Raw genomic sequence first — 23828 nt, forward strand, 5'->3', positions numbered from 1 at the left:
GGCAGCACAAGCATCAGGGAGCTGCACGGTATGAAGCGGAGTTCACAGGTTTCCGGACTTCTGGGATGGGTGGCGATCACCTTCGTCGCGGCAACCCTGGGGGCGTGGGCGTCCACGTCCGCAGCAAGCTTCTACGCCAGCCTTGCCCTCCCCGCATGGGCACCACCGGCCAGCGTCTTTGGCCCGGTGTGGACACTGCTCTACGCCATGATGGCGGTTGCCGCGTGGCTGGTCTGGCGCGAACGCGGTTGGCGCGGCGCACGGCCCGCGCTGCTGCTCTATCTGGTGCAGTTGGCCGTCAACGCACTGTGGAGCTGGCTGTTCTTCGGCTGGAAGCTGGGCGCGCTTGCCTTCGCCGACATTCTTGTATTGATCGTGTTGGTGTGCGCGACAATCGTCGCGTTTGCGCGTACCCGCCCGGCCGCGGCGGTGCTGCTGCTTCCTTACCTTGCCTGGATTTCGTTCGCCTCGGCGCTCAACTTCGCCGTCTGGCGGGCCAATCCAGGGCTGCTGTGACACGCGGATCCAGCGTTCATGCCTGGGCCACGGCCTGTGGGCACCAGGTCCGCAGCAGGGCCGGCTTGAACGCCTGCTGCCCGCAACCGGTGGGGCACCGCACCACTCGCGCTGCAGTATGGCTGACCAGGCCCTGCCCTTCTTCTGCCTTGAAGATCGTCTCGCAGGAAAGGCAACGCGCTACCAGCGAGTACAGGTGCAGCAGCCGGCCACTGGCTGGATCCTGCAGTGCATCCACATCCAGCAATTCAAATTGGCAGCTGTCAGGGAGCATACGGTACTGGGGCGCGGGTGCGGTCTGCAGGTTCACGGGCGTGGCATCTGTTGGAATTGCAGTCACCGTAGGGCAGCCGCTGTCTAGCTGGCGTGCAGCGCAGATGTGCTGGCCGCGAAACCTGCACCGGTCTCTGCATCGAAATCTGCTAGGGTGCGCGCCGATGCCTACATCCACATTGCCAGCACAACCCGATCACCCCATGGCCCTCAGCGCTGCCCTGAAAGCGCACACCCGAGCGGCCCACGATCGCCTCGACCAGCACCTGTTGCAGCAACACATCTTCGCGTCGCGCCAGCGTTACCTCTGCTTCCTGCGCGTGCAATGGCACTTCCATAGCGCTGTTGCGCCGCTGTACCGGATGCAGGATCCGGGCGCGACCCGCTTGCCGCTGATCGAGGAGGATCTTCGCGACCTCGGCGCTTCCGTGCCGGCACCCCATGCCTGGCAACCGCAGCCGCATGTGTTCTCGAAAGCGACCGTTCTGGGCTGGCGCTACGTGGCGGAGGGCTCGACGCTGGGGGCGGCCGTGCTGTTGAAGATGGCCGCTGCGTTGCAGCTTCATGCCGGGTACGGAGCGCGCCACCTGCGCCCTTCCAACCTCGGTGTGGCCGAATACTGGAGACGCGAGCGGGAGGAACTGGATGCCCTCGTTTTAAGTGGCCAGGAGCGCGCGCAGGCATGCAGGGGCGCGACAGACGCCTTCCAGTACATCCGTCGCTGCGTAGATGAAGAATTCAGGTTTGAATGAAAGGCCCTTCACATTCACGTGGTGGTATGCGGCGGCACGCTTTTGCTTCACCATCCATGCACACCGGATGCAGTGCTGGGCCGTTCCAGCCATCCACGAATCATGAGTCCCGCCCTTGACGCCTCCTACCGAATCCGCGCACGACACTGCCCTGTCCCGTTGCGCGCGCGAACCGATCCACACCCCTGGCGCGATCCAGCCCTACGGTGTGCTTCTGGTCGTTGAACCGCAGTCCCTGCAGGTACGCGAGCGCGCCATCAGCCACCCCGGGCTGCTGAAACAGTTCGGCGAACCGTTGATGCAGCACGTCAGTGAAGTGCTGGGCGGCGTGCTGGCACCGTTCCAGGGCGTGTTGCAACAGGCGACGGTGGGCAGCAGCGCGCATGTCGGTGCCGTGCACCTGGATGGGCACGGCCGCCATCAGCTGCTCGTGCACCGCTCCGCCACGGATCTTCTGGTCGAGCTGGAGGCGCCGGTTCCCGGCCAGCCCGGTTCGCTGGAAGAACTGTATCCAGCCATCCGCGAGCTGATGACCGGCATTGAATCGGCAGCGACGGTGGAAGACCTGTGCAGGCTTGCGGCCGCGCACATGCGGCGGCTCACCGGCTTTGACCGCACCCTGGTCTATCAATTCGATGCTGGCTGGAATGGCATCGTGGTGGCCGAAGATGGCAATGGCCTGTTGCCGTCCTACCTGGACCTGCGCTTTCCCGAGTCGGACATTCCCGCACAGGCCCGCGAACTGTACCGCCGGAACCGGGTGCGCCTGATCGCGGACAACAACTATACCCCTACCCCGCTGATGCGGGCCGAAGACCACCGCGAGGCGCCACCGACCGACCTGAGCCTGGCCGTGCTGCGCAGCGTGTCCCCCGTGCATCTTCAGTACATGCGCAACATGGGGACCGGGGCGTCGATGTCGGTGTCACTGGTACATGAGGGGCGGTTATGGGGCCTGGTGTCCTGCCACACCGTGCAGCCACGCCGCCTGCCCTACCACGTGCGTACCGCCTGCGAGTTCATGGGCCAGATCCTGTCGCTGCAGATTGCACTGAAGGAGCGCGCGCTCGCGATTGAAGAACGCGTCGCGCGTCGCTCGATACTGGTCAAGCTGCTGGGCCGCATGGCCGGCGACGAAGAATTCATGGCGGCCCTGCGCCAGGACGAAGGCAGCCTGCTGTCGCTGACCGGCGCGGCCGGGGCTGCCATCGTGCACAAGGGCGACTGCATGCGCGTGGGTGAGTGCCCGCCCGCCAGCGACGTGCTGGCGCTGGCCGATTGGCTGGCTACCCGGCAGCCCGGCCAGGAAACCTACTGCACCGACCACCTTGCCGCCGACTGGTCGCCTGCCGCGCACCTGGCCGATGTAGCCAGCGGCCTGCTGGCAGTGTCCATTTCGCAGCTGCATGACAGCTACCTGATGTGGTTCCGGCCGGAGGTGGTGCGAACCGTGCGCTGGGGGGGAGACCCCCGCAAGACCGCAGCGCCCGGCGTCGCACTCTCCCCGCGGAGCTCCTTCGACGCCTGGAAAGAGACCGTGCGGCAGCGCAGCCTGCCGTGGACCGACGCCGACTGCGATGCGGCACACGAGATGCGCACGGCCATCGTCGATATCGTGCTGCGCAAGGCCGAGGAGATGGCGGAACTGAACGAGCAGCTCCTTCGCAGCAACAAGGAACTGGAAGCCTTTTCCTATTCGGTCAGCCACGACCTGCGCGCCCCCTTCCGCCACATCGTGGGCTATTCGGAGCTGCTTGGCAGCTCGGCGGGCGACCGCCTCAACGAGACCGAGCGCCGCTTCCTGGATACGATCGTCGATTCAGCAAAGTCCGCCGGCACACTGGTGGACGACCTGCTCAGCTTCTCGCAGATGGGACGCTCCACGCTTGGGCGGGTGCGTCTGGACATGGCTGCGCTGGCCGAGGACGTGCGCCGGAGCCTGGCGCTGGATTACGCCGGCCGCGACGTGCAGTGGACGCTCGCGCCGCTGCCGGAGGTGGAAGCCGACCCGACGATGCTTCGCCTGGTCTGGCAGAACCTGCTGGGCAACGCGATCAAGTTCACCCGCGAGCGCGAGCACGCGATGATCGAGATTGGGCACGGCCGCCGCGACGACGAAGATCACTTCTTCGTGCGCGACAACGGCTGCGGCTTCGACATGCGTTACGTCGACAAGCTGTTCGGCGTGTTCCAGCGCCTGCATCACATCGAAGAGTTCGAAGGCACCGGCATCGGCCTGGCCAACGTGCGCCGCATCATCGGCCGCCATGGCGGCCGTACCTGGGCCGAGGGCGAGCCCGGCAAGGGCGCGACCATTCACTTCACCCTACCCCGCTCCACAGGAGAACACCCATGAGGGACCTGCGGCCGATCCTCCTGGTAGAGGACAGCCCCAAGGATGCAGAGCTGACGATGGCCGCGCTTGAGCGCTGCCAGCTGTTGAACGATGTCATCCATGTACGCGACGGCGCCGAAGCGCTGGATTACCTGCGCTGCGAAGGCAAGTTCGCCGGTGCCATGCACGGCGGCCCGGTGGTCGTGCTGCTGGACCTGAAGCTGCCCAAAGTCAATGGCTTGGAGGTACTGGAGCAGGTCCGTGGCGACCCGTACCTGAGCAGCACCCCGGTTGTGATGCTGACCTCTTCGCGCGAGGAGCAGGATCTGGTGCGCAGTTACGAACTGGGCGTCAACGCATTCGTGGTCAAGCCGGTCGACTTCAAGGAATTCTTCGACGCCATCCAGGGCCTGGGCATGTTCTGGGGCATCACCAACCAGCCGCCACCGCATCGGCCCAACGGTTCGGGGCAGCGCAATGCGTGATGGATCGCGCCGCAGCGAGCGCCTACGCATCCTCATGCTGGAGGACAGCGCGCTTGATGCGGAGCTGATCAGCGCCCAGCTGCAGCGTGCCGGCCTCGATTTCGAGGCCGAGCGCCTGTGGACCCGCAACGCGTTCATCGAGGCCATCGAAAACCGCCCGTTCGACGTGATCCTCGCCGATCATGTCCTGCCAGGCTTCGATGGTGACGCAGCACTTGCCCTGGCGCGCGAGTGCGTGCCGCAGACGCCTTTCATCTTTGTTTCCGGCACCCTGACCGAGGAACTGGCGGTACAGGCACTCACGCGCGGCGCCCGCGACTACGTGGTGAAGCAACGCCTGCAACGCTTGCCCGATGCGATCCGACGCGCCCGCCAGGAGGCGCACGAGCGCACCCAGCTGGCCAATGCGCAGGCCGCCCTGAACGAAAGCCAGGCCCAGCTGCAGATGGTGACCGATGCCGTCCCGGCGCTGATCGCCCAGTTGGACAAGGACCATCGCTACCGGTTTGCCAACAAGGCGTTCCTGGACTGGCATGGATTCAGCCTTGCAGAACTGCTGGGTCGGTCGGCTCGGGATGTCAGCGGCATTTCCGCCTTCGAGCACGCCATGCCCAGCCTGGAACGGGTACTGCAGGGCGAGCGCACCCGCTTCCAGGTCGAACTGATCCATCGCAGCGGCGAATCACGATTCGTGCAGATGGACTGCGTGCCTGAGCATGCCGCCGATGGCAGCGTGGCCGGGTATATCTGCCTGGGCAGCGACGTTTCGCTGCTGAAGCAGGCCGAGCTGGCCCTGCGCGAAGACAACCAGTTGCTCGAGCAGCAGGTGCAGGCACGCACGGCCGAGTTGCGCGCCAGCAAGCGGCGCCTGCAGGCGATCTTCGAATCCAGTTTCCAGCACCAGGTGCTGCTGGATCTGTCCGGACGCGTGGTCGATGCCAATGACGCGTCACTGGCCGCGGTGCTGGCAGACAAGAAGGACGTTGTTGGCCAACGCTTCGCCGAATCGGTCTGGTTCGGCACCACCGAGGGCATCAGCGCGCTGATCGATCGGGCCGTGGCCGCAGCCGTACAGGGCCGCAGTTCACTGCATGCGCTGGAACTGGAACTGCCGACCGGGCGGCGCAGCTTCGATTTCTCGTTCCGTCCACTGCTCGATACGGAAGGGGTGGTCACCGCTCTGGTCTCCGAGGCCGTGGAAACCACCGCGCGCGTGCACGCTGAGCATGCGCTGCGCCAGTCACAGAAAATCGAGGCGGTCGGCCAGCTCACCGGCGGCATCGCACATGATTTCAACAACATCCTGACCGTCATTTCCGGCAATGTCGAGTACGCCATGCTGCTCAGTGAAAGGGCTGGCGAGGCCGGTGCGCTGGTGGGCCGTGCGCTGGACAATGCGCTGAAGGGGGTGGGCCGTGCCGCCAGCCTGACCCAGCGCCTACTGGCGTTTGCCCGCCGCCAGCCGCTGCGCAGCCAGGCCGCCAACCTCAACGAGCGCCTGCTGGACATGCACGACATGCTGCAGCGTGCGCTGGGTGAGCTGGTGCAGTTGGAGATCCGCAGCGCCGAGGACATCTGGTGTGTCGAGATCGACGTCAGCCAGCTGGAGGCCTCTGTACTGAACCTGGCGGTGAATGCCCGCGATGCGATGCCGCACGGCGGCCGACTGGTGATCGAGGTCGACAACAGCCACCTCGACCACGACTACGCCGCACTGTTCCCGGATGCAACGCCGGGCGAGTACGTGATGCTGCGGGTGCGCGACAACGGCCACGGCATGGATGCGGCGACGCTCGCCCGGGTCTTCGAGCCCTTCTTCACCACCAAGCAGGTTGGCCGTGGCACCGGCCTGGGCCTGTCGATGGTGCACGGGTTCGTCAAGCAGTCAGGCGGCCACGTGCTGATCGATTCGGTGGAAGGCGGCGGCACCAGCATCACCATGATGTTCCCGCGTTCACTGCTGCCGTTGCCCAGCGAGGCGCGCACTCCGCAGACCGGCCTGGCAGGCTATTCGCCGCGCGAGGAAACCATCCTGGTGACCGAGGACAACGACGATGTCCGCGCCCACACGGTGGATGCACTGCGGCTGCTGGGCTACCGGGTATTGGAAGCCCACGACGGCCCTTCCGCACTGCGGCTGCTGGAACGCCCGGATACCAGGGTGGACCTGCTGTTCTCGGACGTGGTGATGCCCGGCATGTCGGGCTGGGAGCTGGTGCGGGAAGTCCGTGAACGCTGGCCGGAGGTCGCCGTGCTGTTCACGTCGGGCTATCCCCGCGACCACGACCAGGTGGGCAGCCAGGGCCGGGCCGTTGCGCTGCTGCCAAAGCCGTTCACCCGAAGTGATCTGGCGATGGCCGTGCGCACCGCGCTGGAGGCAGCGCCACACTGAGGTCAGGACGCCGGATCGCGCCCGCCGGCCGCGATCCGGTTGATGTCCGCGCATTCCACCGTGCCCGGCGGATGCTCCCTGGCGGCCAAGGCAATCATCGCCTGGCCCAGTGCCAGATTGCTCGTCACCAGCGTAGGCGCGACCGCGCCGACCAGTTTCATCAATGGCGCACCGCCCAAGTACAGCGGCTTCAGCACTGCATGACGGGTGCCGGTACCCGGTACCGGACGAACGCCTCCTGGGCGCAGCATCACCGAGCGCACCGGCAGGGCCTGCAATGCCACTTCGGTCTCGCCCTTGACTCTCAGCGGCATTACCCGGCTCTGCGGATCCGCACCCGCACCGGATACATATAGAAAGCGCCCCTCGGGATTCGCCGCCGCCCAGGCGCGTGCAACCGCCAGCGTGATGTCCAGGGTCACGCGTCGATACTCGGCCTCTGCCGTGCCGACCGGTGGCGCACCGGCACAGTAGAAGCATGCGTCGAAGCCGGCCAGTTGCTCATGCCGGCCTTGCATATGCAGAAAATCGGGGACGATCAGTTCGCTGCCAGGCCCGTTCAGGCTGCCCGGCCTGCGGACCAGGGCAGTCAGGTGGGCCACCTGCGGCGAGCGCTGGCAGGCCAGCGCAACACCCTGCCCCACCAGGCCCGCAGCACCGGTCAACAGAATCCTCAACGCACCTTTCCCGGTCATGGTCGCACCCACGCTAGAGTTTCACGAAACGCTGGATCTTCCGCGCCAACCAGCCACTGAACACCAACGGCGCGTCCAGCGCTGACACGCAGATGCAGGGAACACCGGGTGCAGTTACCGGTTGATGCTCCACCTCCTCGTCCAGGTCCGCCACGTCGCCCGGCGCGAACAGCCCCAGCGCGTCGTTGTACGAGCCCCGAAGGATGTGGGTCAGTTCGCTGCGGCCATGGCTGTGCATCGGCAGGCACTTGCCCGGGGCAATCTTCAGCATGATCAGCGAGGGCATCTGCTCAGCCCTGATGCAGTGCACGCCGGGCGCCATCCAGCGCCAGCGCAGGGCACTGAGCGAAGCGCCGAAGTAAGGATGCAACGAGGCTGGCAGATGGTCCGGATCGGCCTCGGGCCGCTCCCTCGGCACCGGGCGCCTGGCTCCGGCGATGGCGCTCGGCGCGTCCGAGGCCAGCTGCACCAGCATGGCCTCGCGCAACTGCTCGCGACGCGCGTCGGCCGCGGGCGGTTGGGTCTGCTCCAGCAGCACCGAGCCGATCGCCTCGGCATCGCGCAGGCGCTGCCGGCAGTGGGGGCACTGCTCGAGGTGGGCACCGGCCACGATGCTCAACGGCGCCGGCAGCGCGCCGGCGGCATAGCTCATCAGCGTGGATTCGTGCAGGTGGTGATGCGGATTCACAGCGCACCTCCCACTTTGGCCTGCAGTTGCAGGAACGCACGTCGCAGGTGTGACTTTACCGTTCCAAGCGGCATGCCCAGCGCCTGGGCAATCTCGCTGTGGCTCTTCGCCTCGAAATAGGACATCCGCACCAGCCTCGCCTGCACGGCGGGCAGCTCGTTGATGCGCTGGCGAAGGCGCGCCTGGTCGGCGAACTGCTCGGCGCTGCTGCGCTCGATCATGTCCACGGCCGCGGCGTCTTCCACCGCTGCCTGCACCTGCATCCAGCTGCGCTCTCGACGGATGCGGTCGATATGCAGGTTGCGCGCGATCCGGTACAGCCAGGTACTCAGCGCGCCTTGGGCCGCATCATACTCGGCCGCCCGCAACCACAGGCGCAGCAGGCACTCCTGCGCCATTTCCTCGGCCACGGCGTCGGGTGCCCCCAGGCCACGCAGATACACGCACAGCCGCGGCATGAAGTAGTCATAGATCCGCATGAAACAGTCGCGGTCGCGCAGCCGCGCCACACTGTCCATGTCATCGGCCCAGTTCGTCGGCTCGCTGCTGGGCTGCTGGGAACTGGACACGGTGCGTGCGGTATCGAAGTTGAGGAGGGTGCTGGCAGCGTCAGGGTACATCTGCGTGAGCGGCGGGCAGGTGAAGGTCTGTCCTCTCTACGCGCAGGGGCGGCCATTGGATGCAGCAGGCACTGTGCATCCAAGCAGCCGCGCCCGCCGTATGACCTGAGCCTCCCGACCGGATGAACACCATGCGCACTGCCTGGCTGCTGCTGTGCCTGCCCCATGCCGCGCTGGCGGCGCCCTGGCTGCGCAACGAGGGCGTGGCCACCTCGGCGCAGGGCGATCTGCTCTATCGTGAAGTGCACTGGCGGCGCGGCCCATCGGAGGGTGCCGAGCGCTGGGTGCTCTATCAGTGCCCGGATGGCCGCCCCTTCGCCCGCAAGCATCTGCCGGCCAGCGCCCGCCCGCAGGCCCGGGGCTATTCGCTGCAGGACAGCCGTAGTGGGCAAACCGCTGACGTCGACGCCAGTGGCGAGTCGGTGTCGATCGCCTGGAAAGAAGATGCCGCCAGCGAGCTGCGTCAGCGTCGGCTTGAGCTGGCACCGGATGCGGTGATCGACACGGGCTTCGACGCCGCGGTGCGCCAGCATTGGCCAGCGCTGCTGCGAGGTGAACGCATCAGCCTGCCCTTCCTGGTGCCGGGGCGGCAGCGCTTCTTCCCGGTGCAGGTGCGGCGTACCGGCCCTGTTCGCTGGCAGGGCATCGACGCCCAGGCCATCGAGGTCAGTCTGGACACGTGGTACGGCGGCATCGCGCCGCGCCTGTCGCTGGTCTATGCCAGCGCCGACCGCCGCCTGCTGGAATTCCGCGGAACCAGCAACCTGCGCGATACCCGCGGCACCTATCCACAGGTCACGGTGCGCTTCAGCTCGCCGGTGGCCGAGCGGCCCGCCAGCGAATGGCAACAGGCCTGGGCGCAACCGCTGGTCGAACGCTGCAGCGTGATGCCCAAGTGAAGCCGGAATTTTCCACAGTCGGCCGCATCCATTGCGCGCACTGCTGCGTAGAGGAAGACACGACACCCGCCGAGATCCGCCATGGCCTCTGTAGCGCCCCTCCCCCGCCGACGCTGGCGCCTGCTGCGCACCCTGAAGCGCTGGGTCGACACCGGCAGCGCTGCAGACCACGCCGCTGGCGAGCCCGGACGCATCGACTGGCTGCGCGCCGTACCGTTCGCGTTGATGCACCTGGCCTGCATCGCGGTGATCTGGGTAGGTATCTCGTGGACGGCAGTGATCGTCGCCGCAGCCCTCTACGCAGTGCGCATGTTTGCGATCACCGCCTTTTACCACCGCTACTTCTCGCACCGGACGTTCCAGGCATCGCGAACGGTGCAATTCGTGTTCGCGGTGATCGGCGCGTCCAGCGTGCAACGTGGGCCGCTGTGGTGGGCGGCCCACCATCGCCATCACCATCGGCATGCCGACCAACCGCTGGACCCGCACTCGCCGCGCGAAGGCGGCTTCTGGCGCAGCCACATGGGCTGGTTCCTCACCCGCGAGGCATTCGCCACGGATCTATCGCGCGTGCCTGACCTGGCGCGCTTCCCGGAACTGCGCTGGCTGGACCGCTTTGATACGGCGGTGCCGGTATTGCTGGCTGCCGCGCTGTACGCACTCGGCGCCGGCCTGGAGCGCTGGGCGCCCGGACTGCACACCTCTGGCCCGCAGTTGCTGGTGTGGGGCTTCTTCATTTCCACCGTGGTGTTGTTCCACGCCACCGTTACCATCAACTCGCTGGCCCATCGTTTTGGCCGGCGGCGCTTCGAGACCCGTGACGACAGCCGCAACAACCTCTGGCTGGCTCTGCTTACCTTCGGTGAAGGCTGGCACAACAACCACCATTTCTTCCCTGGGACCGTCCGCCAAGGGTTCCGCTGGTGGGAGATCGACCTGACCTGGTACGGGCTGCGCGCAATGGCGGCCATGGGCCTGGTGAGGGGGCTCAAGCCCATCCCCGAGTGGGTACTGGCCAAGGCGAGGTACTGACATGCGCATCGCGATCATCGGCTCCGGCATTGCCGGCCTGGCCAGTGCCTGGTGGCTGGACGGCGAACACGAAGTGACGCTGTTCGAGGCCAACGATTACCTGGGCGGGCATACCCACACCCATGACGTGCAGGTGGACGGCACGCGCATGGCGGTGGATACCGGTTTCATCGTCTTCAATCCCCTGCACTACCCACTGCTGACGGCACTGTTCGAAGAACTGGGTGTGGCCTCGCAGCCGACCACCATGAGCTTCTCCATGCACAGCGAGCGAAGTGGCGTCGAGTACAACGCCACTTCGCTGGATGGCCTGTTCTGCCAACGTCGCAATCTGGTTTCGCCACGTTTCTGGGGAATGCTGGCCGACCTGCGCCGGTTCTACCGGGATGCGCCGCTGCTGCTGGCGGAAGACGAAGGCCCGACACTGGGCCAGTACCTGCGCGGCCAGCGCTACGGCACCGCTTTCATCGACGAGCACCTGCTGCCGATGGCTTCGGCACTATGGTCGTCACCGACCGCCACGGTCATGCAGTTCCCGGCCCGCTACCTGGCCCAGTTCATGGCCAACCACCAGATGCTGCAGATGACCGGGCGCGCACCCTGGCGGGTGGTCAGCGGTGGCTCGGCACGCTATGTCGATGCCCTTCGCGCCCGCTGGCGGGTGCGTGAGCGGCTGGAATGCCCGGTTCACTCGGTCGAACGCATGCCGTGGGGCGCGCGCGTGCACAGCGCGGCCGGCGTGGAGGGGTTCGACGAGGTCATCCTGGCGTGCCACAGCGACCAGGCGCTTGCCCTGCTGCATGACGCCGATCAGGTCGAGCGCGAAGTACTCGGCGCCATCCGCTACCAGCCCAACGAAGCAGTACTGCATACCGATGCATCGTTGCTGCCGCGCAACCGCAAAGCATGGGCTGCATGGAATGCACACGTGCCCAGGGATCCAGGCGCGCCCTGTACGGTCAGCTATTGCATGAACCTCCTGCAGGGCCTGCCCGGTGACACCCCGCTGGTCGTGACCCTCAACCGCAGCGAGGCGATCGATCCGGCCAAGGTGCTGCGCAGGCTGCACTATGCCCACCCGGTGCACGATCATGCCGCTATCCGCGCCCAGCAGCGCTGGGCAGAGCTGCAGGGCCGCCGCCACACCTGGTTCGCCGGCGCATACTGGGGCTGGGGCTTCCACGAAGACGGCATTCGCAGCGCCCGCCGCGTGGTGGACGCGATGCGCGAGTGCACCGCGCACCTTGACAGCGTTGCGCCCGGCGAGGTGGCAGCGTGAGTGCCAGCGCACTCTACTTCGGGCAGGTGATGCACCGACGGCATCATCCGCAGCCCCACGCGTTCCGCTATCCGATCGCGCAGCTGCTGCTCGATCTGGACGAGCTGGAGACCGTGTTCGCCGGGCGCTGGCTGTGGTCGGTCAATCGCCGCAACCTGGCCGAGTTCCGCCGCAGCGACTACTTCGGCAATCCCGCACAACCGCTGGCCGATGCGGTGCGCGATCATGCTGCGGCTACCCTGGGCTATCGGCCTGCCGGCCCGGTACGCCTGCTCACCCACCTTCGCTTCGGCGGGCACGTATTCAACCCGGTCAGCTTCTACTACTGCTACCAGTCCGATGGCAGCACCCTGGACTGCATCGTCGCCGAGATCACCAATACGCCCTGGAAGGAACGGCACGCCTATGTCCTGCCAGTCGCCACGGCCACCCACGAAGGCGCCTCGCTGCGCTGGCGGTTCGACAAGCGCTTCCATGTCTCGCCGTTCATGCCGATGGATTGCCACTACGACTGGCGGTTCAACCGCCCAGATGATGATCTGCGCGTGCACATGCAGGTCTGGCGCCAAGGCGTTCGCCAGTTTGATGCCACCCAGGCCATGCAGCGACACGCCCTGGACGGCCGCGGGCTGGCCCGGGTCCTGGCCTGCTATCCCTTGATGACCCTGCAGGTGATGGCCGCCATCCACTGGCACGCGCTGCGGCTGTGGCTGAAACGCAACCCCGTGCATGACCACCCTGCCCTTGCCGAGAAACCGCGATGAACTCGATGACTCCCCTGGTCGCCCTGCCACGTCCCGGCGCCTTGGATGCCTTCCTGCGCCGCCGCCTGCTGCAACAGCTTGCCCCCATGCGCGACGGCCGCCTGTGCGTGCGTGATGCACTCGGCGACGTCTGGCTGGGCGATGCCCATGGCGAGCTGCAGGTGACCGTCACCATCGATGACCCGGCGTTCTACCGCAAGGTTGCAGCGCAAGGCAGCGTGGGCGCAGGTGAAAGCTACATACAGGGGGAATGGCACTGCGATGACCTGGTGGCGCTGATCCGGCTGCTGGTACGCAATCGCGACCTGCTCGACGGCATGGAGCGCGGCCCGGCCCGCGTGGGTGGCTGGCTGCTGCGCGGCTGGAACCGCCTGCGCCGCAACAGCCGTGAAGGCAGCCGCCGCAACATTGCCGCGCACTACGACCTTGGCAACGACTTCTTTGCCCTGTTCCTGTCGCCGGACCTGATGTATTCCTCAGCCCTGTTCGACACAAAAGACGAGTCGCTGGAATCCGCCTCCCGGCGCAAGCTGGACCGCATCTGCCAGCAGCTCCAGCTCAAGCCGGGCGATCGCGTGGTGGAGATCGGCACCGGCTGGGGTGGTTTTGCGCTGCACGCGGCGCAGCACTACGGCTGCCACGTCACCACCACCACCATCTCCGCCGAGCAGCACGCGCTGGCTGCCCAGCGCGTGCAGGCGGCCGGCCTGCAGGACCAGGTCACGCTGCTGATGCAGGACTACCGCGACCTGCAGGGCCAGTTCGACAAGCTGGTGTCGATCGAGATGATCGAAGCCATCGGCGCAGAATACCTGGACACCTACATGGCCACGCTGCAGCGCCTGCTCAAGCCTGATGGCGTTGCCCTGCTGCAGGCCATCACCATCGAGGACCATCGCTACGAGCAGGCCCGGCGCAGCGTAGACTACATCAAGCGCTATGTGTTCCCCGGCAGCTTCATTCCGTCGATCAACGCGATCATGGCCGCCAAAACGCGGTCCAGCGACCTGCAGCTGATCGCCCAGCAGGACTTCGGTCACTCCTACGCGCTGACCCTGCGCGCCTGGCGCCAGCGCTTCCTCGCCCGTTTGCCCGACGTGCAGGCGCAGGGCTTCGATACGCGCTTCTGCCGCCTGTGGGAGTTCTACCTGGCCTACTGCGAGGGCGGCTTCCTGGAGCGCTCGATCGGGGTCTCCCATCTGCTGATGGCGCGCCCGGGGCATCGCCCGGGTGCCTCATCGGGCCAAGGCAGCTGAGATGCGCAGGTTCTGGCCCAATCTGCTTGGCAACCAGCTGGTCTGGCTGTGCGCCGTAGCCGGCGCCGGGCGCGGCTGGCAGTGGCCGGCGTTGCTGGCAGCCTCTCTCTACATCGGCAGCCAGCTGCTGACGTCGCCGCAACCACGGCTGGACCTTCGGTTGATGGTGTTGGCACTGGCCTGCGCATGGCTGGTCGATGCCAGCGCCGCCGCCAGCGGCACCGTGCGCTACGCCGCCGCCCCGCTGGGCTGGGTGCCGCCCCCCTGGATCATGGCGCTGTGGGCCGCGTTCGCGATGACGCTGACCACCTCGATGCGCTTCCTGCTGCGCCACCCGGCCTTGCCGGCTCTGTTCGGCCTGCTGTTGGCACCGCTGGCCTATCTCTCCGCAGCGCGCGGTTTCGATGCGGTCCGTTTCGCCGCACCCACGTGGCAGGGCCTGCTGGTGTTGGGTGCGGGCTGGAGCATCGCGCTTTCGCTGCTGTGCGTCACCGCTCGTCGCGGCTCTCGCACCACCCCGCCCTCCCTGGCCGGAGCATCGTCATGATCAATCTGCTGTGGGTACTGCTGTATGCCGTGCTGGTGATGAGCTGGGGCTGGGCCTGGCAGCGCCGCCACCAGAACATCGGCGTTGTCGACGTGCTCTGGGCCAAGGGCGTGGGTGCCTCGGCCCTGCTGCTGGCGCTGCTCGGCGATGGCGCGATGTTGCCTCGGGTTGCGTTGGGCCTGCTCGGCGGCCTGTGGGGCAGCCGGTTGGCTCTGCACCTGTGGCGCCGGGTCCGTAGTGAACCCGAAGACGGGCGCTACCGTTATCTGCGCGAACACTGGCAGAGCCACCAGGGCAAGATCTTTGGCTTCTTCATGGCGCAGGCGCTGCTGGTCGTGCTGTTCGCTCTGCCCTTCGTTGCGGTGGCAGCCAATTCCCATGCCGGCCTGACACCGTGGACAGTCGCCGCAGCACTGGCCTGGCTGTTGAGCGTCGGCGGCGAGAGCCTGGCCGACCGCCAGCTCGCACGTTTCCGTGCCGACCCGGCGAACAAGGGCCGCACTTGCCGCGAGGGGCTCTGGCGTTATTCACGCCACCCCAACTACTTCTTCGAGTGGCTGCACTGGTTCACCTATGTGCTGCTCGCCGTCGGTTCCCCCCTGTGGTGGCTGGCGTGGGCCGGGCCGCTGCTGATGTATCTGTTCCTGCGCTATCTCAGCGGCATCCCCTTCACCGAGAAGCAGGCGTTGCGCAGCCGCGGCGACGACTACCGTGCCTACCAGCGCAGCACGCCGATGTTCTTTCCCTGGTTCCCCCGTTCTTCCAAGGAGCATTCCGCATGAGCGCGATCCCGTCACTGAATCCGGCTGAAGATGCGGAAACCGGGCTGATCGCCTGGGCCGAACGCGGGCTGGTTCCCGATGCGGCGCTGCGTGCAGGCATCCGGCGCCTGTGCGCGCAACGCCTGCACGAGGAATCGGCGGGGGGTATCGAGGCACAGTCCGCGCGCTTCAGCCGTTGCATCGCAGAACTGACCGACAGTCCGCTCGCATTGCATACCGACGCGGCCAACCGCCAGCACTACGAAGTTCCCGCGGCATTCTTCCAGGCCTGCCTGGGCAAGCGGCTGAAGTACAGCAGCTGCTACTACCCTACCGGGCGCGAAACGCTGGACCAGGCTGAGGAAGCGATGCTGGAACTGTATGGCCAGCGCGCCGGACTTGCCGACGGCCAGCAGATTCTCGAACTGGGCTGTGGCTGGGGTTCGCTGACCCTGTGGATGGCCGAACGCTATCGGCAGGCCAACATCACTGCGGTGTCCAACTCGCACAGCCAACGCCAGCACATCATGGCGCAGTGCCAGGCCAGGGGCCTGCACAACGTCGAGGTGCTGACCTGCGACGTCAACCAGCTTGAGCTGCCCACGGCACGCTTCGATCGCTGTGTCTCGGTGGAAATGTTCGAACATGTGCGCAACTACCAGCGACTGCTGGCGCACATCGCGCAGTGGCTGAAGCCCGACGGCGCGCTGTTCGTGCACATCTTCGCCCATCGCACGCTGATGTACCCGTTCGAGACCGAGGGCGGCGACAACTGGATGGGGCGCCATTTCTTCACCGGCGGCCTGATGCCGGCCGCCGACACGCTGCTGCATTTCCAGCGCGACCTGCGACTCGATCAGCGCTGGCTGCTGGACGGCACCCACTACCAGCGCACCGCCGACCATTGGCTGGCCAACCAGGATGCGGCCCGCGAGGCGGTGATGCCGGTACTGGTCGCAACCTACGGCCAAGCGGCGGCGAAGATCTGGTGGCAGCGCTGGCGCATGTTCTGGATGGCCTGCGCCGAGCTGTTCGGCTACGACGATGGCCAGCAGTGGCTGGTTGCCCACTATCTGTTCCGTCCCCGTTGAGGTGTGACATGCGCATGCGCTCCCTGCTTCCCCTGCTGGCCTTGAGCCTGTTCGGTTCCGGCTGCAGCTCCAGCGATACCCGTCCCCTGCCCCGCCCGCCCTCGGTGGACGTGCCGCGCTTCATGGGCGACTGGTATGTGATCGCCCACATACCCTCATGGCCGGAGCGCGAGGCCTTCGACGCGGTGGAGAGCTATGCGCTGCGGCCGGACGGGCGCATCCAGACGACCTTCACCTATCGCAAGGGCAGTTTCGACGCCCCGCAGAAGTCCATGCACCCGGTTGGACGGGTCGAGAAGAACGGCAATGGCGCGATCTGGGGCATGCAGTTCATCTGGCCGATCCAGGCCGAGTATGTGATTGCCTGGCTGGACGACGACTATGGCCAGACCATCGTCGCACGCAGCAAGCGCGACTATGTCTGGTACATGGCACGTACCCCGCACGTATCGGACAGCGACTACCAGCACGCCGTGGAGCGCATCGCGGCCATGGGCTACGACACCGGCAGGCTCAGGCGCGTACCTCAGTCGGTGCGATAGATCGCCAACCGCCCACCACTCGGCTCGCGGGTGACCAGGCACTTCAGCGTGACGCGTCACATTAATACCCCCCTCGAAGGGTGCCGGCAGCCCTGCAACCCAGGCCAGCTGTACCCAGCGAGAGCGCACCAGGACACTGCGTCCACACGGCTTTCAACCTGACGATACGTCCAGCCCATGGATCAGCTCTTATCGATGGAGCTCATCCATCGATCTTTAGGAATAGTCGTAAAAACGCAACAAATTCGATGTTCGACGCGACAGCGGCGCCAGAATGGCGGCCACGCCCACGGGCGCTGACCACCTCCCGCGCATGAATGGATTTCCTGCACCGCGCCGGCTTCGACTGGCGCTCCTGGACGACCATGAAGTCGTCCGTCGCGGCACCGCCCTGCACCTGTCAGGCGATCTCCGGTTCGACATCGTCGCCAGCCATGGTTGCAGCAGTGCGCTGATCGACAGCCTGCACCGCTTGCCCGTGGATGTGGCCATCATCGACCTCACGCTCGCCCGTGGCGACCTGGGCGGCATCGAGCTCGTTACGCTGCTCTGTCGCGAATTCCCGCGCACACCAATGCTGGCCTTCGCCACGCTCTCTCCCACCACGAATCTCAACAGCCTGATCGATGCCGGACTCGGTGGGTTCGTCAGCAAGGCCGAACCCCTTGCGGCATTGTCCGACGCCATCGTGCGCGTCTTCCAAGGCCTGATCCGGATTCCGCCGGACGTCAGGCTGGCCGGCGATCGTGGCGAGCTCAGCCGCAACGAGCGGGAGGTACTGGAGCTGCTGCTGGAAGGCCTGACCGTATCGGAGATCGCGCTGCGCCGGCACCGCAGCATCAAGACCGTCAGCACACAGAAGGTCGCGGTGCTGCGCAAGCTGGGATTGCGCAGCGATGTGGAGATCTATGCGCTGCGTGAACGGTTGGAGTCGCCGTGAGGCGCCATGCGCCATTGCGTCCGTGCCTGCTGATCCGGGGGTTGCTGGTACTGCTTCTCCTTCCCGCCGCGTCGGCGGAAGATATCCGGTCACCACGCTGGCTGCCGGGCAGCAGCGTGCGGGTCTCCACCGCTCCGTCCCTACGCCCCGTGCCCGCGGCGATAGCCGATCCGTCATCACCGCCGACGCTCGCCCATGGCTACGCCAACCTGGTGGCGCGTCACGCCCAACTCAGCTTCCTGGAACACCCCTATCCGACGACCGCCGCATCAATCCTCGCTGTATGTCATCACGAGGCCGACCTGGTCATGGTGTTTGGCGGCGCGAGACACCAGAAGCTGCCCTGCCCCGACCTCGCCGCGTCCAGCCGCTTCCGGGGTGGCGCCACCCTGCTGGCAGGGCGCGCCGGCGAATGGCTGCCACGGGAGATACGCGAGCTCGACGGCCGGGTCGTAGCCGTGGTTGAAGGCGGGCCCTACGCCGGCTGGCTGCGCGCGCATCACCCTCAGATCCGGCTGCAGCCCCTGCCTGATCGGTACGCAGCATTGGCGGCAGTGCAATCCGGCGTGGCCGACGTGGCGATTGGCCTGGAATCCACGCTGCGCCCGCTGGTTCGACGCCATTTCAACGGCAGCCTGCGCCTGCAGCCATTCGACAGCGACTTCTCCACCGACCTCTACCTGCTCGTCCGCCAGGAAGACCAGCAGCTGCTTGAACGCATCGGACAGGCATTGCGGGAGATCACACTGGAGGAGCATGCGAGCCTGCTCCACCTGTGGGCAGGCCAGACCCTGCCAGCAGCGGCGGGAAACGCACTGGACTGGATGCAGGCCTCGCCCCCGCGCGGCTGGCTGTTGCTGGCCCCTCTGCTGGTCGCCCTGCTGCTGTGGCCCATGACCCGTCACCTGCGGGTACAGGGCCACCGCCGCAGCGCGCAGGCCATCGGGATGATCAGTCACGAGATGCGCAATTCGGCACAGGCGGTACTGGCATCGATCGAGCTGCTCGGACAATCGACACTGCCGAAAGGCGAGCGCGATCTGCTCGCCGCTGCCAGCAGCGCCAGCCAATCCCTGCGCGGCCTGTTGAATCGCGCACTGGATTTTTCCCGTCTCGCCAGCGGCGCTTTCAGGCCGCATGCACAAGCCTGTGATGCGGCCCGGCTTTGCCGGCAGGCACTGGAGGCCATTCGGCCACAGGCGCAACGGAAAGGGCTGCAACTGCATCTTGATGCCCCGGCCGAACCTTTGCCGATCATTCTGGTGGACATTGATGCGCTACGCCAGATTGCCAGCAATCTGCTGGCCAATGCGGTGAAGTTCAGTGATATCGGCGGCATCGAGCTGCGCCTGCGACTGCTTCCAGCAGCGCGGCCGCAGGAGCTGCTGATGGAGGTGATCGACAGCGGGATCGGGATCGCGCCCGCACAGGTAGCCGAACTGTTCCAGCCTTTCCATCAAGGCAGCGGTGGGCATCAGCGTGGCGGTAGTGGCCTCGGGCTTTCCATTGCACGCGAGCTGGCACGTGCGATGGGGGGCGATCTGACCGTGCACAGCGTCCTCGGTCGCGGCAGCCGCTTCATCCTGCGCCTGCCGGTATGCGCTGCTGACTCTGCCGAGAGTGTCCGGGACATGCCCGTGGAGGGCACGCCACTGGCCGGGCTGCAACTGCTGCTGGTGGAGGACCACGCACTCAATCGCCACGTCATTGCCGAACAGTTGCGGCGCTGGGGCGCCGAGGTATGTGCCCTGGAAGACGCGGCCAGCGCGCTGGCCGAACAGATACGCCACCCCCGCCCTGCCGCGCTGATCGACATTGGGCTGCGTGGCATCGATGGCTACGCATTGGCACGCGAACTGCGCGCCCGCAGCGGGCATCCGGTCCGTCTGATCGCCTTGTCTGCCCGCAGCGGGCGACGTCACCACGCACGCTGCCGCCGCTCGGGTTTCGACGCGGTGCTGGCCAAGCCGCTGCGCGCCGCCGAACTGCTCGCTGCGCTGGGCATTCCGGCGCCGGAGAGCGTGGACGCACTTGAGCAGGTGACTGAAATGGACGCGGCCTACAGCGCCGACATCTGCGATGAACTCGGCAGGATCGAGCGGATTGTCGATCATGCAGACGCATCGGCGCTCGGTCATCACGCGCACCGATTGCAGGGCGCGCTACAGATGCTGGGTCAATGCGAGCACGCCGCCATCGCGGCCGAGCTGGTCGATCTGGCGCAGGACGCCACGCCGGACTGGACCGACGCACGTCGCCTGCTGGGCGTACTGCAGGCCGGACAGGGCGCCCGCGTCGCGGGAACCCTGCCCACCCCCTTGATCACGCGGCCAGACGCTCGACCTGGCGACGGGTCAGGTCATTGAAGCGACCCAGCGACATCAGGTGCTGGTGGATCAGTGCCAGCCAGCCACTGCGGTGCCACTCGACCACGGTTGCTTCCGGCAGCGCGACGAACTTCTCGACGTCCACGACCAGGAAACCGTTGAGGTTGAACTCCCGGCCATCCGGGATACGCACGGTGGCGTTGCGCTCCACCAGCAGGCCGTTGTCGACCAGGGCCTTGGAGAAGGCCTGGGTCTGTTCGTGTTCGCGGGTGTACTGGCCGCAGAATTCCAGGGCCTGCTGCACCATCTCGGTGGCCTTGCCATCAACGAACAGCGGTTGGCCTTCTTCGCCACCCTTGACCACGCGTGGGCTCTTTTCGTCGATGCCCAGCAGGAAATCATTCTCCGCACCGGTGTCGATGAAGATGAAGGGGTGGCGGCGCAGGTAGGCGGGAATATAGGCCTCGTCTTCCCACAGGCCATCCTTGATGAACAGGTTCTGGTCGGACACGCCCACGGCAGCCATCGGAACCGCGCTCGGGCCGGCAAACAGGATCGGGAAGTGGTGCAGGGCCAGCGAGAACTCCCCCAGCACCAGCGGAATGGCATTGTTGCCGGCGGCGAACTCGAGCTTGCCCGGCAGGATGCGCAGATCGGCATGCACATCGGCCTGCAGCGGCACCGGGCGGGTATAGAACAGGGGGGCGCCGCTCGGCGCCGCTTCGGTGGTGGTGTCGCTGGTGGTGGTCATGTTGGGAACCGTTCGATCATGCGCGCCTGCCATCCCGGGCGCGCCAGCGGGAACAACCTGAATCCCGCATTATCAACAAGCTCGATGACAACGGCCACCCCACCGGCGAACTATTTCAGCTGCAGGGGGTAGCGCTGCCAGAGTACGTGGACCAGGAAACCGGCCAGCTCGGTGTCGCGGGCACTGACCGCCGCACGGATCTTGTCCAGCAGCACCATGTCACTGCAGGAACGCACGTCGGCATGGTTGGCCTGCCCTGCCCTGCGCGCACGATAGCGCGCCGCCCGCTGCGCATCGCTCATCGCGTACCCGAACTTGGGCGGACGACCGCGCTTGCGCGGCAGGGTCAGCTCCAGGGTTCCGGGGTCTTTGTCATCACGCATGAGAGGGGTGCGGGCGGCGGCGAGCAACGGGGGGTGCGCAATTTATCGTGAGGCATCACTTTAATCCAGCTTTTTCTGCGAATTTGTTGCAGCGCAATGCAAACGTTCGCGCACCGATGCGGCCTCATCCACGCATGGCGTGGATCTACTGCAGAGCTCGCGACCCGGTCACCCGGTAGATCCACGCCATGCGTGGATACGGAAACCCGGACAAAAAAAATGGGAGCCCGCGAACGGGCTCCCCTCACCTTGCCTATGCCGCGCGTACTGGCTCATAGCCGTGCAGGTGCGCCTCACTGCTGGCCCGCCCCTGGCTGAGCGAACGCAGCGAGGTGGTGTAACCCACCAACTGCGCCAGTGGCGCGAAACCACTGACCTCGGCACGACCGTCCTGGTCCTCGATGCGGGCGATGCGGCCATGGCGCCGGTTGAGGTCGCCGACCACATCACCCACCGACGCCGACGGCGAATGCACCGTCACCGCCATCACCGGCTCCAGCAGCTGCGTGCCACCCTCGGCCAGCGCCGCCTTGATCGCCTCGGCGCCTGCGCGATGGAATGCCATCTCCGAAGAGTCCTTGGCATGGGTCTGGCCATCGACAAGACTGACCTCGATGCCGACCACCGGATGACCCTGCGGACCTTCCGACAGCGCAGCACGCACGCCCTTTTCCACCGCCGCGATGAAGCTGCGCGGCACCACGCCACCGACGATGCGGTCGTTGAACACGACAAGATCGTCGTCGCGCGGCGCCACATCCAGCACCACGTGCGCGAACTGGCCCTGGCCACCGGTCTGCTTGACCAGACGCCCGACGATACCGGTCATCGGGCGCATCGGCGTCTCCTGGTAGGCCACGCGTGGCGCACCTACGGCCACGTCGACCTTCCATTCGCTGCGCAGGCGCTCGACCATCACTTCCAAGTGCAGCTCGCCCATGCCCCAGACCAGGGTTTCACCCGTTTCCCGGTCCGTTTCCACACGGAACGAGGGGTCTTCCTGGGCCAGGCTGGCCAGTCCCTGCGCCATCCGGATCAGGTCCGCCGCACGCGCCGGCTCCAACCGCCAGGCCAGCACCGGCGCCTGGGCCTGGATGTTCTCCAGCCGCAGCGGCTGCGCACGGCTGCTCAGCGTCTCGCCACTGACCGCATCCTTCCAGCCCAGTACCGCGACAATGTCACCGGCCACGGCCTGCTCGATGTCATGGGTCTGGTCGGCCTGCACCCGCACCAGGCGACTGACACGCCGCCCTTGCGGATGCTGCGAACTGGCCACCGCGTCGCCCACCTTCAAGGTACCCGAGTACAGCCGCACGAAGCTCAACGCGCCGTGCTGCTGGTGGGTGATCTTGAACAGCAGGCCTGCCAGTGGACCGTCCGGATCCGGCGGCAGCATCACCTCGCCCTCATCGCTTTCGGCGCTGACAGCAGGGCGATCCAGCGGCGACGGCAGGTAATCGACCACGGCATCCAGCAGCGTCTCGATGCCCTTGTCCTTGAACGCAGCACCGGCCAGCACAGGCACGCCTGCACCCGCCAGCGTCGCCCGGCGGATTGCCGCGCGCAGCGCCCCGGCATCGATCACGCGACCTTCCAGCCAGGCATCGGCCAGTTCTTCGTCATGATCGGCCACAGCTTCGACCAGCGCATCGCGCTGGGCCTGCCATTGGGCCCGCGCCGCTTCGTCCCACGGGGTCACCGTGGTTGCGCCGCCCTCCTGCCACTGCAGCACGCGCTCATCGACCAGATCGACCCAGCCATTGAAGCCGCTTTCGCTGCCCAACGGCACGCCCAGCGCCCACGGCCGCGCGCGCAGCTTGTCCTGCAGCTGCTCCAGCACGCGCTCAAACGAAGCGCCTACGCGGTCCATCTTGTTGACGAAAGCGATCAGCGGCACGCGATGGCGACGCGCCTGGCGCCACACCGTCTCGGACTGCGGCTGCACGCCATCCACGGCCGAGAACACCGCCACGGCGCCGTCGAGTACCCGCAGGGATCGCTCGACTTCGATGGCGAAGTCGATGTGGCCGGGGGTGTCGATCAGGGTCAGCCGATGCGGCGGCAGATCACGCGGTGCCCACTGCGCCTGCACGGCGGCCGCGCCAATGGTGATGCCCCGTTCGCGCTCGATCGCCGAGAAGTCGGTGGTTGCATTGCCGTCGTGCACTTCGCCGACGCGATGGATCTCGCCGCTTTTCCACAGCAGGCGTTCGGTCAGCGTGGTCTTGCCGGCGTCGATGTGGGCAATGATGCCAAGGTTGCGACGGCGGGAAAGGACTTGGGTGTTCATGAGATAGGTTCCTGCAAAGCCAACGATGGGGGCCGCGCACCCCGGTTGGCGACAGGGTGCGCGGCTAGCGTTCGGTCTCGGCGATCTGGTGCATGGCACGTTCTCCTTGCGGTACGTCGGGTTAGGGAAATGAAACTGCAGAAACGAAAAGAGCGCCCCGAAGGGCGCTCTGTGGATGATCCAGCGATAGCCGCTTCAGCGGCCCTGTGG

23 protein-coding genes are annotated in these 23828 nt (G+C 66.5%); 16 read left to right on the forward strand and 7 right to left on the reverse strand.

Annotation, left to right across the window (positions count from 1 at the left end):
- Positions 1 to 30 precede the first annotated feature (30 nt).
- On the forward strand, positions 31 to 516 hold the full coding sequence (locus tag ACM0O9_RS05920) for a TspO/MBR family protein (RefSeq protein ID WP_414603712.1): 486 nt from the start codon (positions 31 to 33) through the stop codon (positions 514 to 516).
- A 16-nt stretch (positions 517 to 532) separates the two neighbouring features.
- Here the strand turns inward: ACM0O9_RS05920 and ACM0O9_RS05925 are convergent, their stop codons facing one another.
- Positions 533 to 826 carry a hypothetical protein gene (locus ACM0O9_RS05925; protein WP_088497482.1) on the reverse strand — a complete coding sequence of 98 codons (294 nt, stop codon included), beginning with the start codon at positions 824 to 826 and terminating at the stop codon, positions 533 to 535.
- A gap of 166 nt (positions 827 to 992) precedes the next feature.
- On the opposite strand from ACM0O9_RS05925, the gene ACM0O9_RS05930 reads away from it, so the two are divergent.
- The 4 genes from ACM0O9_RS05930 (at position 993) to ACM0O9_RS05945 (ending at position 6753) form a co-directional block, all read left to right on the forward strand.
- Positions 993 to 1541 carry a biliverdin-producing heme oxygenase gene (locus ACM0O9_RS05930; RefSeq protein ID WP_414603711.1) on the forward strand — a complete coding sequence of 183 codons (549 nt, stop codon included), beginning with the start codon at positions 993 to 995 and terminating at the stop codon, positions 1539 to 1541.
- Between the two features lie 115 nt (positions 1542 to 1656).
- Positions 1657 to 3897 (forward strand): ATP-binding protein, encoded by a 2241-nt coding sequence (locus ACM0O9_RS05935; protein ID WP_414603710.1) that lies wholly within the window; start codon positions 1657 to 1659, stop codon positions 3895 to 3897.
- Positions 3894 to 4361, forward strand: a complete 468-nt coding sequence (locus ACM0O9_RS05940) for a response regulator (RefSeq protein ID WP_005416517.1) — start codon at positions 3894 to 3896, stop codon at positions 4359 to 4361. The genes ACM0O9_RS05935 and ACM0O9_RS05940 overlap by 4 nt, the downstream gene beginning before the upstream one ends.
- A complete protein-coding gene (locus ACM0O9_RS05945) occupies positions 4354 to 6753 on the forward strand; it encodes a PAS domain-containing protein (RefSeq protein WP_414603709.1) in 2400 nt (799 codons plus the stop codon). The genes ACM0O9_RS05940 and ACM0O9_RS05945 overlap by 8 nt, the downstream gene beginning before the upstream one ends.
- 2 nt (positions 6754 to 6755) lie before the next feature.
- On the opposite strand, the gene ACM0O9_RS05950 is transcribed toward ACM0O9_RS05945, so the two are convergent.
- Genes ACM0O9_RS05950 through ACM0O9_RS05960 form a run of 3 tightly spaced genes read right to left on the reverse strand, consistent with a single transcriptional unit; the run spans position 6756 to position 8756 of the window.
- The gene (locus ACM0O9_RS05950; RefSeq protein WP_235649649.1) at positions 6756 to 7448 is read right to left on the reverse strand and encodes an NAD-dependent epimerase/dehydratase family protein; all 693 of its coding nucleotides are present in this window, start codon (positions 7446 to 7448) and stop codon (positions 6756 to 6758) included.
- Positions 7449 to 7461: 13 nt separating this feature from the next.
- Positions 7462 to 8136 carry a ChrR family anti-sigma-E factor gene (locus ACM0O9_RS05955; protein ID WP_065178584.1) on the reverse strand — a complete coding sequence of 225 codons (675 nt, stop codon included), beginning with the start codon at positions 8134 to 8136 and terminating at the stop codon, positions 7462 to 7464.
- Positions 8133 to 8756: a sigma-70 family RNA polymerase sigma factor gene (locus ACM0O9_RS05960; protein WP_049414756.1), complete on the reverse strand. Its 624-nt coding sequence runs from the start codon at positions 8754 to 8756 to the stop codon at positions 8133 to 8135. The genes ACM0O9_RS05955 and ACM0O9_RS05960 overlap by 4 nt, the downstream gene beginning before the upstream one ends.
- A 131-nt stretch (positions 8757 to 8887) precedes the next feature.
- On the opposite strand from ACM0O9_RS05960, the gene ACM0O9_RS05965 reads away from it, so the two are divergent.
- The 11 genes from ACM0O9_RS05965 (at position 8888) to ACM0O9_RS06015 (ending at position 20233) form a co-directional block, all read left to right on the forward strand.
- Entirely contained in the window at positions 8888 to 9655 is a 768-nt protein-coding gene (locus ACM0O9_RS05965) for a hypothetical protein (RefSeq protein ID WP_235649583.1), read from the forward strand.
- Between the two features lie 81 nt (positions 9656 to 9736).
- Positions 9737 to 10687 (forward strand): acyl-CoA desaturase, encoded by a 951-nt coding sequence (locus tag ACM0O9_RS05970; RefSeq protein WP_065178583.1) that lies wholly within the window; start codon positions 9737 to 9739, stop codon positions 10685 to 10687.
- Position 10688: 1 nt separating this feature from the next.
- On the forward strand, positions 10689 to 11966 hold the full coding sequence (locus ACM0O9_RS05975; RefSeq protein ID WP_072167003.1) for an NAD(P)/FAD-dependent oxidoreductase: 1278 nt from the start codon (positions 10689 to 10691) through the stop codon (positions 11964 to 11966).
- Entirely contained in the window at positions 11963 to 12730 is a 768-nt protein-coding gene (locus ACM0O9_RS05980) for a DUF1365 domain-containing protein (RefSeq protein WP_088497487.1), read from the forward strand. Before ACM0O9_RS05975 ends, ACM0O9_RS05980 begins: the two co-directional genes overlap by 4 nt.
- Positions 12727 to 13986: a class I SAM-dependent methyltransferase gene (locus ACM0O9_RS05985; protein ID WP_414603708.1), complete on the forward strand. Its 1260-nt coding sequence runs from the start codon at positions 12727 to 12729 to the stop codon at positions 13984 to 13986. The genes ACM0O9_RS05980 and ACM0O9_RS05985 overlap by 4 nt, the downstream gene beginning before the upstream one ends.
- Before the next feature lies 1 nt (position 13987).
- Positions 13988 to 14533: a DUF2878 domain-containing protein gene (locus ACM0O9_RS05990; RefSeq protein ID WP_088497489.1), complete on the forward strand. Its 546-nt coding sequence runs from the start codon at positions 13988 to 13990 to the stop codon at positions 14531 to 14533.
- Positions 14530 to 15315, forward strand: a complete 786-nt coding sequence (locus ACM0O9_RS05995; RefSeq protein ID WP_414603707.1) for a DUF1295 domain-containing protein — start codon at positions 14530 to 14532, stop codon at positions 15313 to 15315. Before ACM0O9_RS05990 ends, ACM0O9_RS05995 begins: the two co-directional genes overlap by 4 nt.
- On the forward strand, positions 15312 to 16385 hold the full coding sequence (locus ACM0O9_RS06000) for an SAM-dependent methyltransferase (RefSeq protein WP_072166998.1): 1074 nt from the start codon (positions 15312 to 15314) through the stop codon (positions 16383 to 16385). The genes ACM0O9_RS05995 and ACM0O9_RS06000 overlap by 4 nt, the downstream gene beginning before the upstream one ends.
- 8 nt (positions 16386 to 16393) lie before the next feature.
- On the forward strand, positions 16394 to 16927 hold the full coding sequence (locus ACM0O9_RS06005) for a lipocalin family protein (RefSeq protein WP_072166997.1): 534 nt from the start codon (positions 16394 to 16396) through the stop codon (positions 16925 to 16927).
- 313 nt (positions 16928 to 17240) lie between these two features.
- A complete protein-coding gene (locus ACM0O9_RS06010) occupies positions 17241 to 17867 on the forward strand; it encodes a response regulator transcription factor (RefSeq protein ID WP_072166996.1) in 627 nt (208 codons plus the stop codon).
- Between the two features lie 554 nt (positions 17868 to 18421).
- Complete coding sequence (locus ACM0O9_RS06015) at positions 18422 to 20233, forward strand: ATP-binding protein (protein WP_414603764.1); 1812 nt, start codon at positions 18422 to 18424, stop codon at positions 20231 to 20233.
- Here the strand turns inward: ACM0O9_RS06015 and ACM0O9_RS06020 are convergent.
- The 3 genes from ACM0O9_RS06020 to fusA all read right to left on the reverse strand — a co-directional run bounded on the left by ACM0O9_RS06020 (position 20190) and on the right by fusA (position 23618).
- A complete protein-coding gene (locus ACM0O9_RS06020; protein ID WP_334271232.1) occupies positions 20190 to 20945 on the reverse strand; it encodes a SapC family protein in 756 nt (251 codons plus the stop codon). The two genes, ACM0O9_RS06015 and ACM0O9_RS06020, sit on opposite strands and share 44 nt — an antisense overlap.
- Positions 20946 to 21055: 110 nt before the next feature.
- Positions 21056 to 21328, reverse strand: a complete 273-nt coding sequence (locus ACM0O9_RS06025; protein ID WP_005409616.1) for a hypothetical protein — start codon at positions 21326 to 21328, stop codon at positions 21056 to 21058.
- A gap of 253 nt (positions 21329 to 21581) precedes the next feature.
- Positions 21582 to 23618 (reverse strand): elongation factor G, encoded by a 2037-nt coding sequence (gene fusA, locus ACM0O9_RS06030; protein WP_414603705.1) that lies wholly within the window; start codon positions 23616 to 23618, stop codon positions 21582 to 21584.
- Between the last annotated feature and the right edge of the window lie 210 nt (positions 23619 to 23828).

This window comes from Stenotrophomonas sp. FR012 (genome assembly GCF_047520565.2).
Taxonomy (GTDB): Bacteria; Pseudomonadota; Gammaproteobacteria; order Xanthomonadales; family Xanthomonadaceae; genus Stenotrophomonas; species Stenotrophomonas sepilia.

Excerpts from the sequence above, each read along its gene's own strand:
- ACM0O9_RS05965 (WP_235649583.1), top strand. The coding sequence starts at position 8,888 with ATGCGCACTGCCTGGCTGCTGCTGTGCCTGCCCCATGCCGCGCTGGCG.
- ACM0O9_RS06000 (WP_072166998.1), top strand. The coding sequence starts at position 15,312 with ATGAGCGCGATCCCGTCACTGAATCCGGCTGAAGATGCGGAAACCGGG.
- ACM0O9_RS05940 (WP_005416517.1), top strand. The coding sequence starts at position 3,894 with ATGAGGGACCTGCGGCCGATCCTCCTGGTAGAGGACAGCCCCAAGGAT.
- ACM0O9_RS05990 (WP_088497489.1), top strand. The coding sequence starts at position 13,988 with ATGCGCAGGTTCTGGCCCAATCTGCTTGGCAACCAGCTGGTCTGGCTG.
- ACM0O9_RS06010 (WP_072166996.1), top strand. The coding sequence starts at position 17,241 with ATGAATGGATTTCCTGCACCGCGCCGGCTTCGACTGGCGCTCCTGGAC.
- ACM0O9_RS06025 (WP_005409616.1), bottom strand. The coding sequence starts at position 21,328 with ATGCGTGATGACAAAGACCCCGGAACCCTGGAGCTGACCCTGCCGCGC.
- ACM0O9_RS05920 (WP_414603712.1), top strand. The coding sequence starts at position 31 with ATGAAGCGGAGTTCACAGGTTTCCGGACTTCTGGGATGGGTGGCGATC.
- ACM0O9_RS05975 (WP_072167003.1), top strand. The coding sequence starts at position 10,689 with ATGCGCATCGCGATCATCGGCTCCGGCATTGCCGGCCTGGCCAGTGCC.
- ACM0O9_RS05930 (WP_414603711.1), top strand. The coding sequence starts at position 993 with ATGGCCCTCAGCGCTGCCCTGAAAGCGCACACCCGAGCGGCCCACGAT.
- ACM0O9_RS05950 (WP_235649649.1), bottom strand. The coding sequence starts at position 7,448 with ATGACCGGGAAAGGTGCGTTGAGGATTCTGTTGACCGGTGCTGCGGGC.
- ACM0O9_RS05960 (WP_049414756.1), bottom strand. The coding sequence starts at position 8,756 with ATGTACCCTGACGCTGCCAGCACCCTCCTCAACTTCGATACCGCACGC.
- ACM0O9_RS05985 (WP_414603708.1), top strand. The coding sequence starts at position 12,727 with ATGAACTCGATGACTCCCCTGGTCGCCCTGCCACGTCCCGGCGCCTTG.
- ACM0O9_RS05995 (WP_414603707.1), top strand. The coding sequence starts at position 14,530 with ATGATCAATCTGCTGTGGGTACTGCTGTATGCCGTGCTGGTGATGAGC.
- ACM0O9_RS06005 (WP_072166997.1), top strand. The coding sequence starts at position 16,394 with ATGCGCATGCGCTCCCTGCTTCCCCTGCTGGCCTTGAGCCTGTTCGGT.
- ACM0O9_RS05970 (WP_065178583.1), top strand. The coding sequence starts at position 9,737 with ATGGCCTCTGTAGCGCCCCTCCCCCGCCGACGCTGGCGCCTGCTGCGC.
- ACM0O9_RS05945 (WP_414603709.1), top strand. The coding sequence starts at position 4,354 with ATGCGTGATGGATCGCGCCGCAGCGAGCGCCTACGCATCCTCATGCTG.
- ACM0O9_RS06020 (WP_334271232.1), bottom strand. The coding sequence starts at position 20,945 with ATGACCACCACCAGCGACACCACCACCGAAGCGGCGCCGAGCGGCGCC.
- fusA (WP_414603705.1), bottom strand. The coding sequence starts at position 23,618 with ATGAACACCCAAGTCCTTTCCCGCCGTCGCAACCTTGGCATCATTGCC.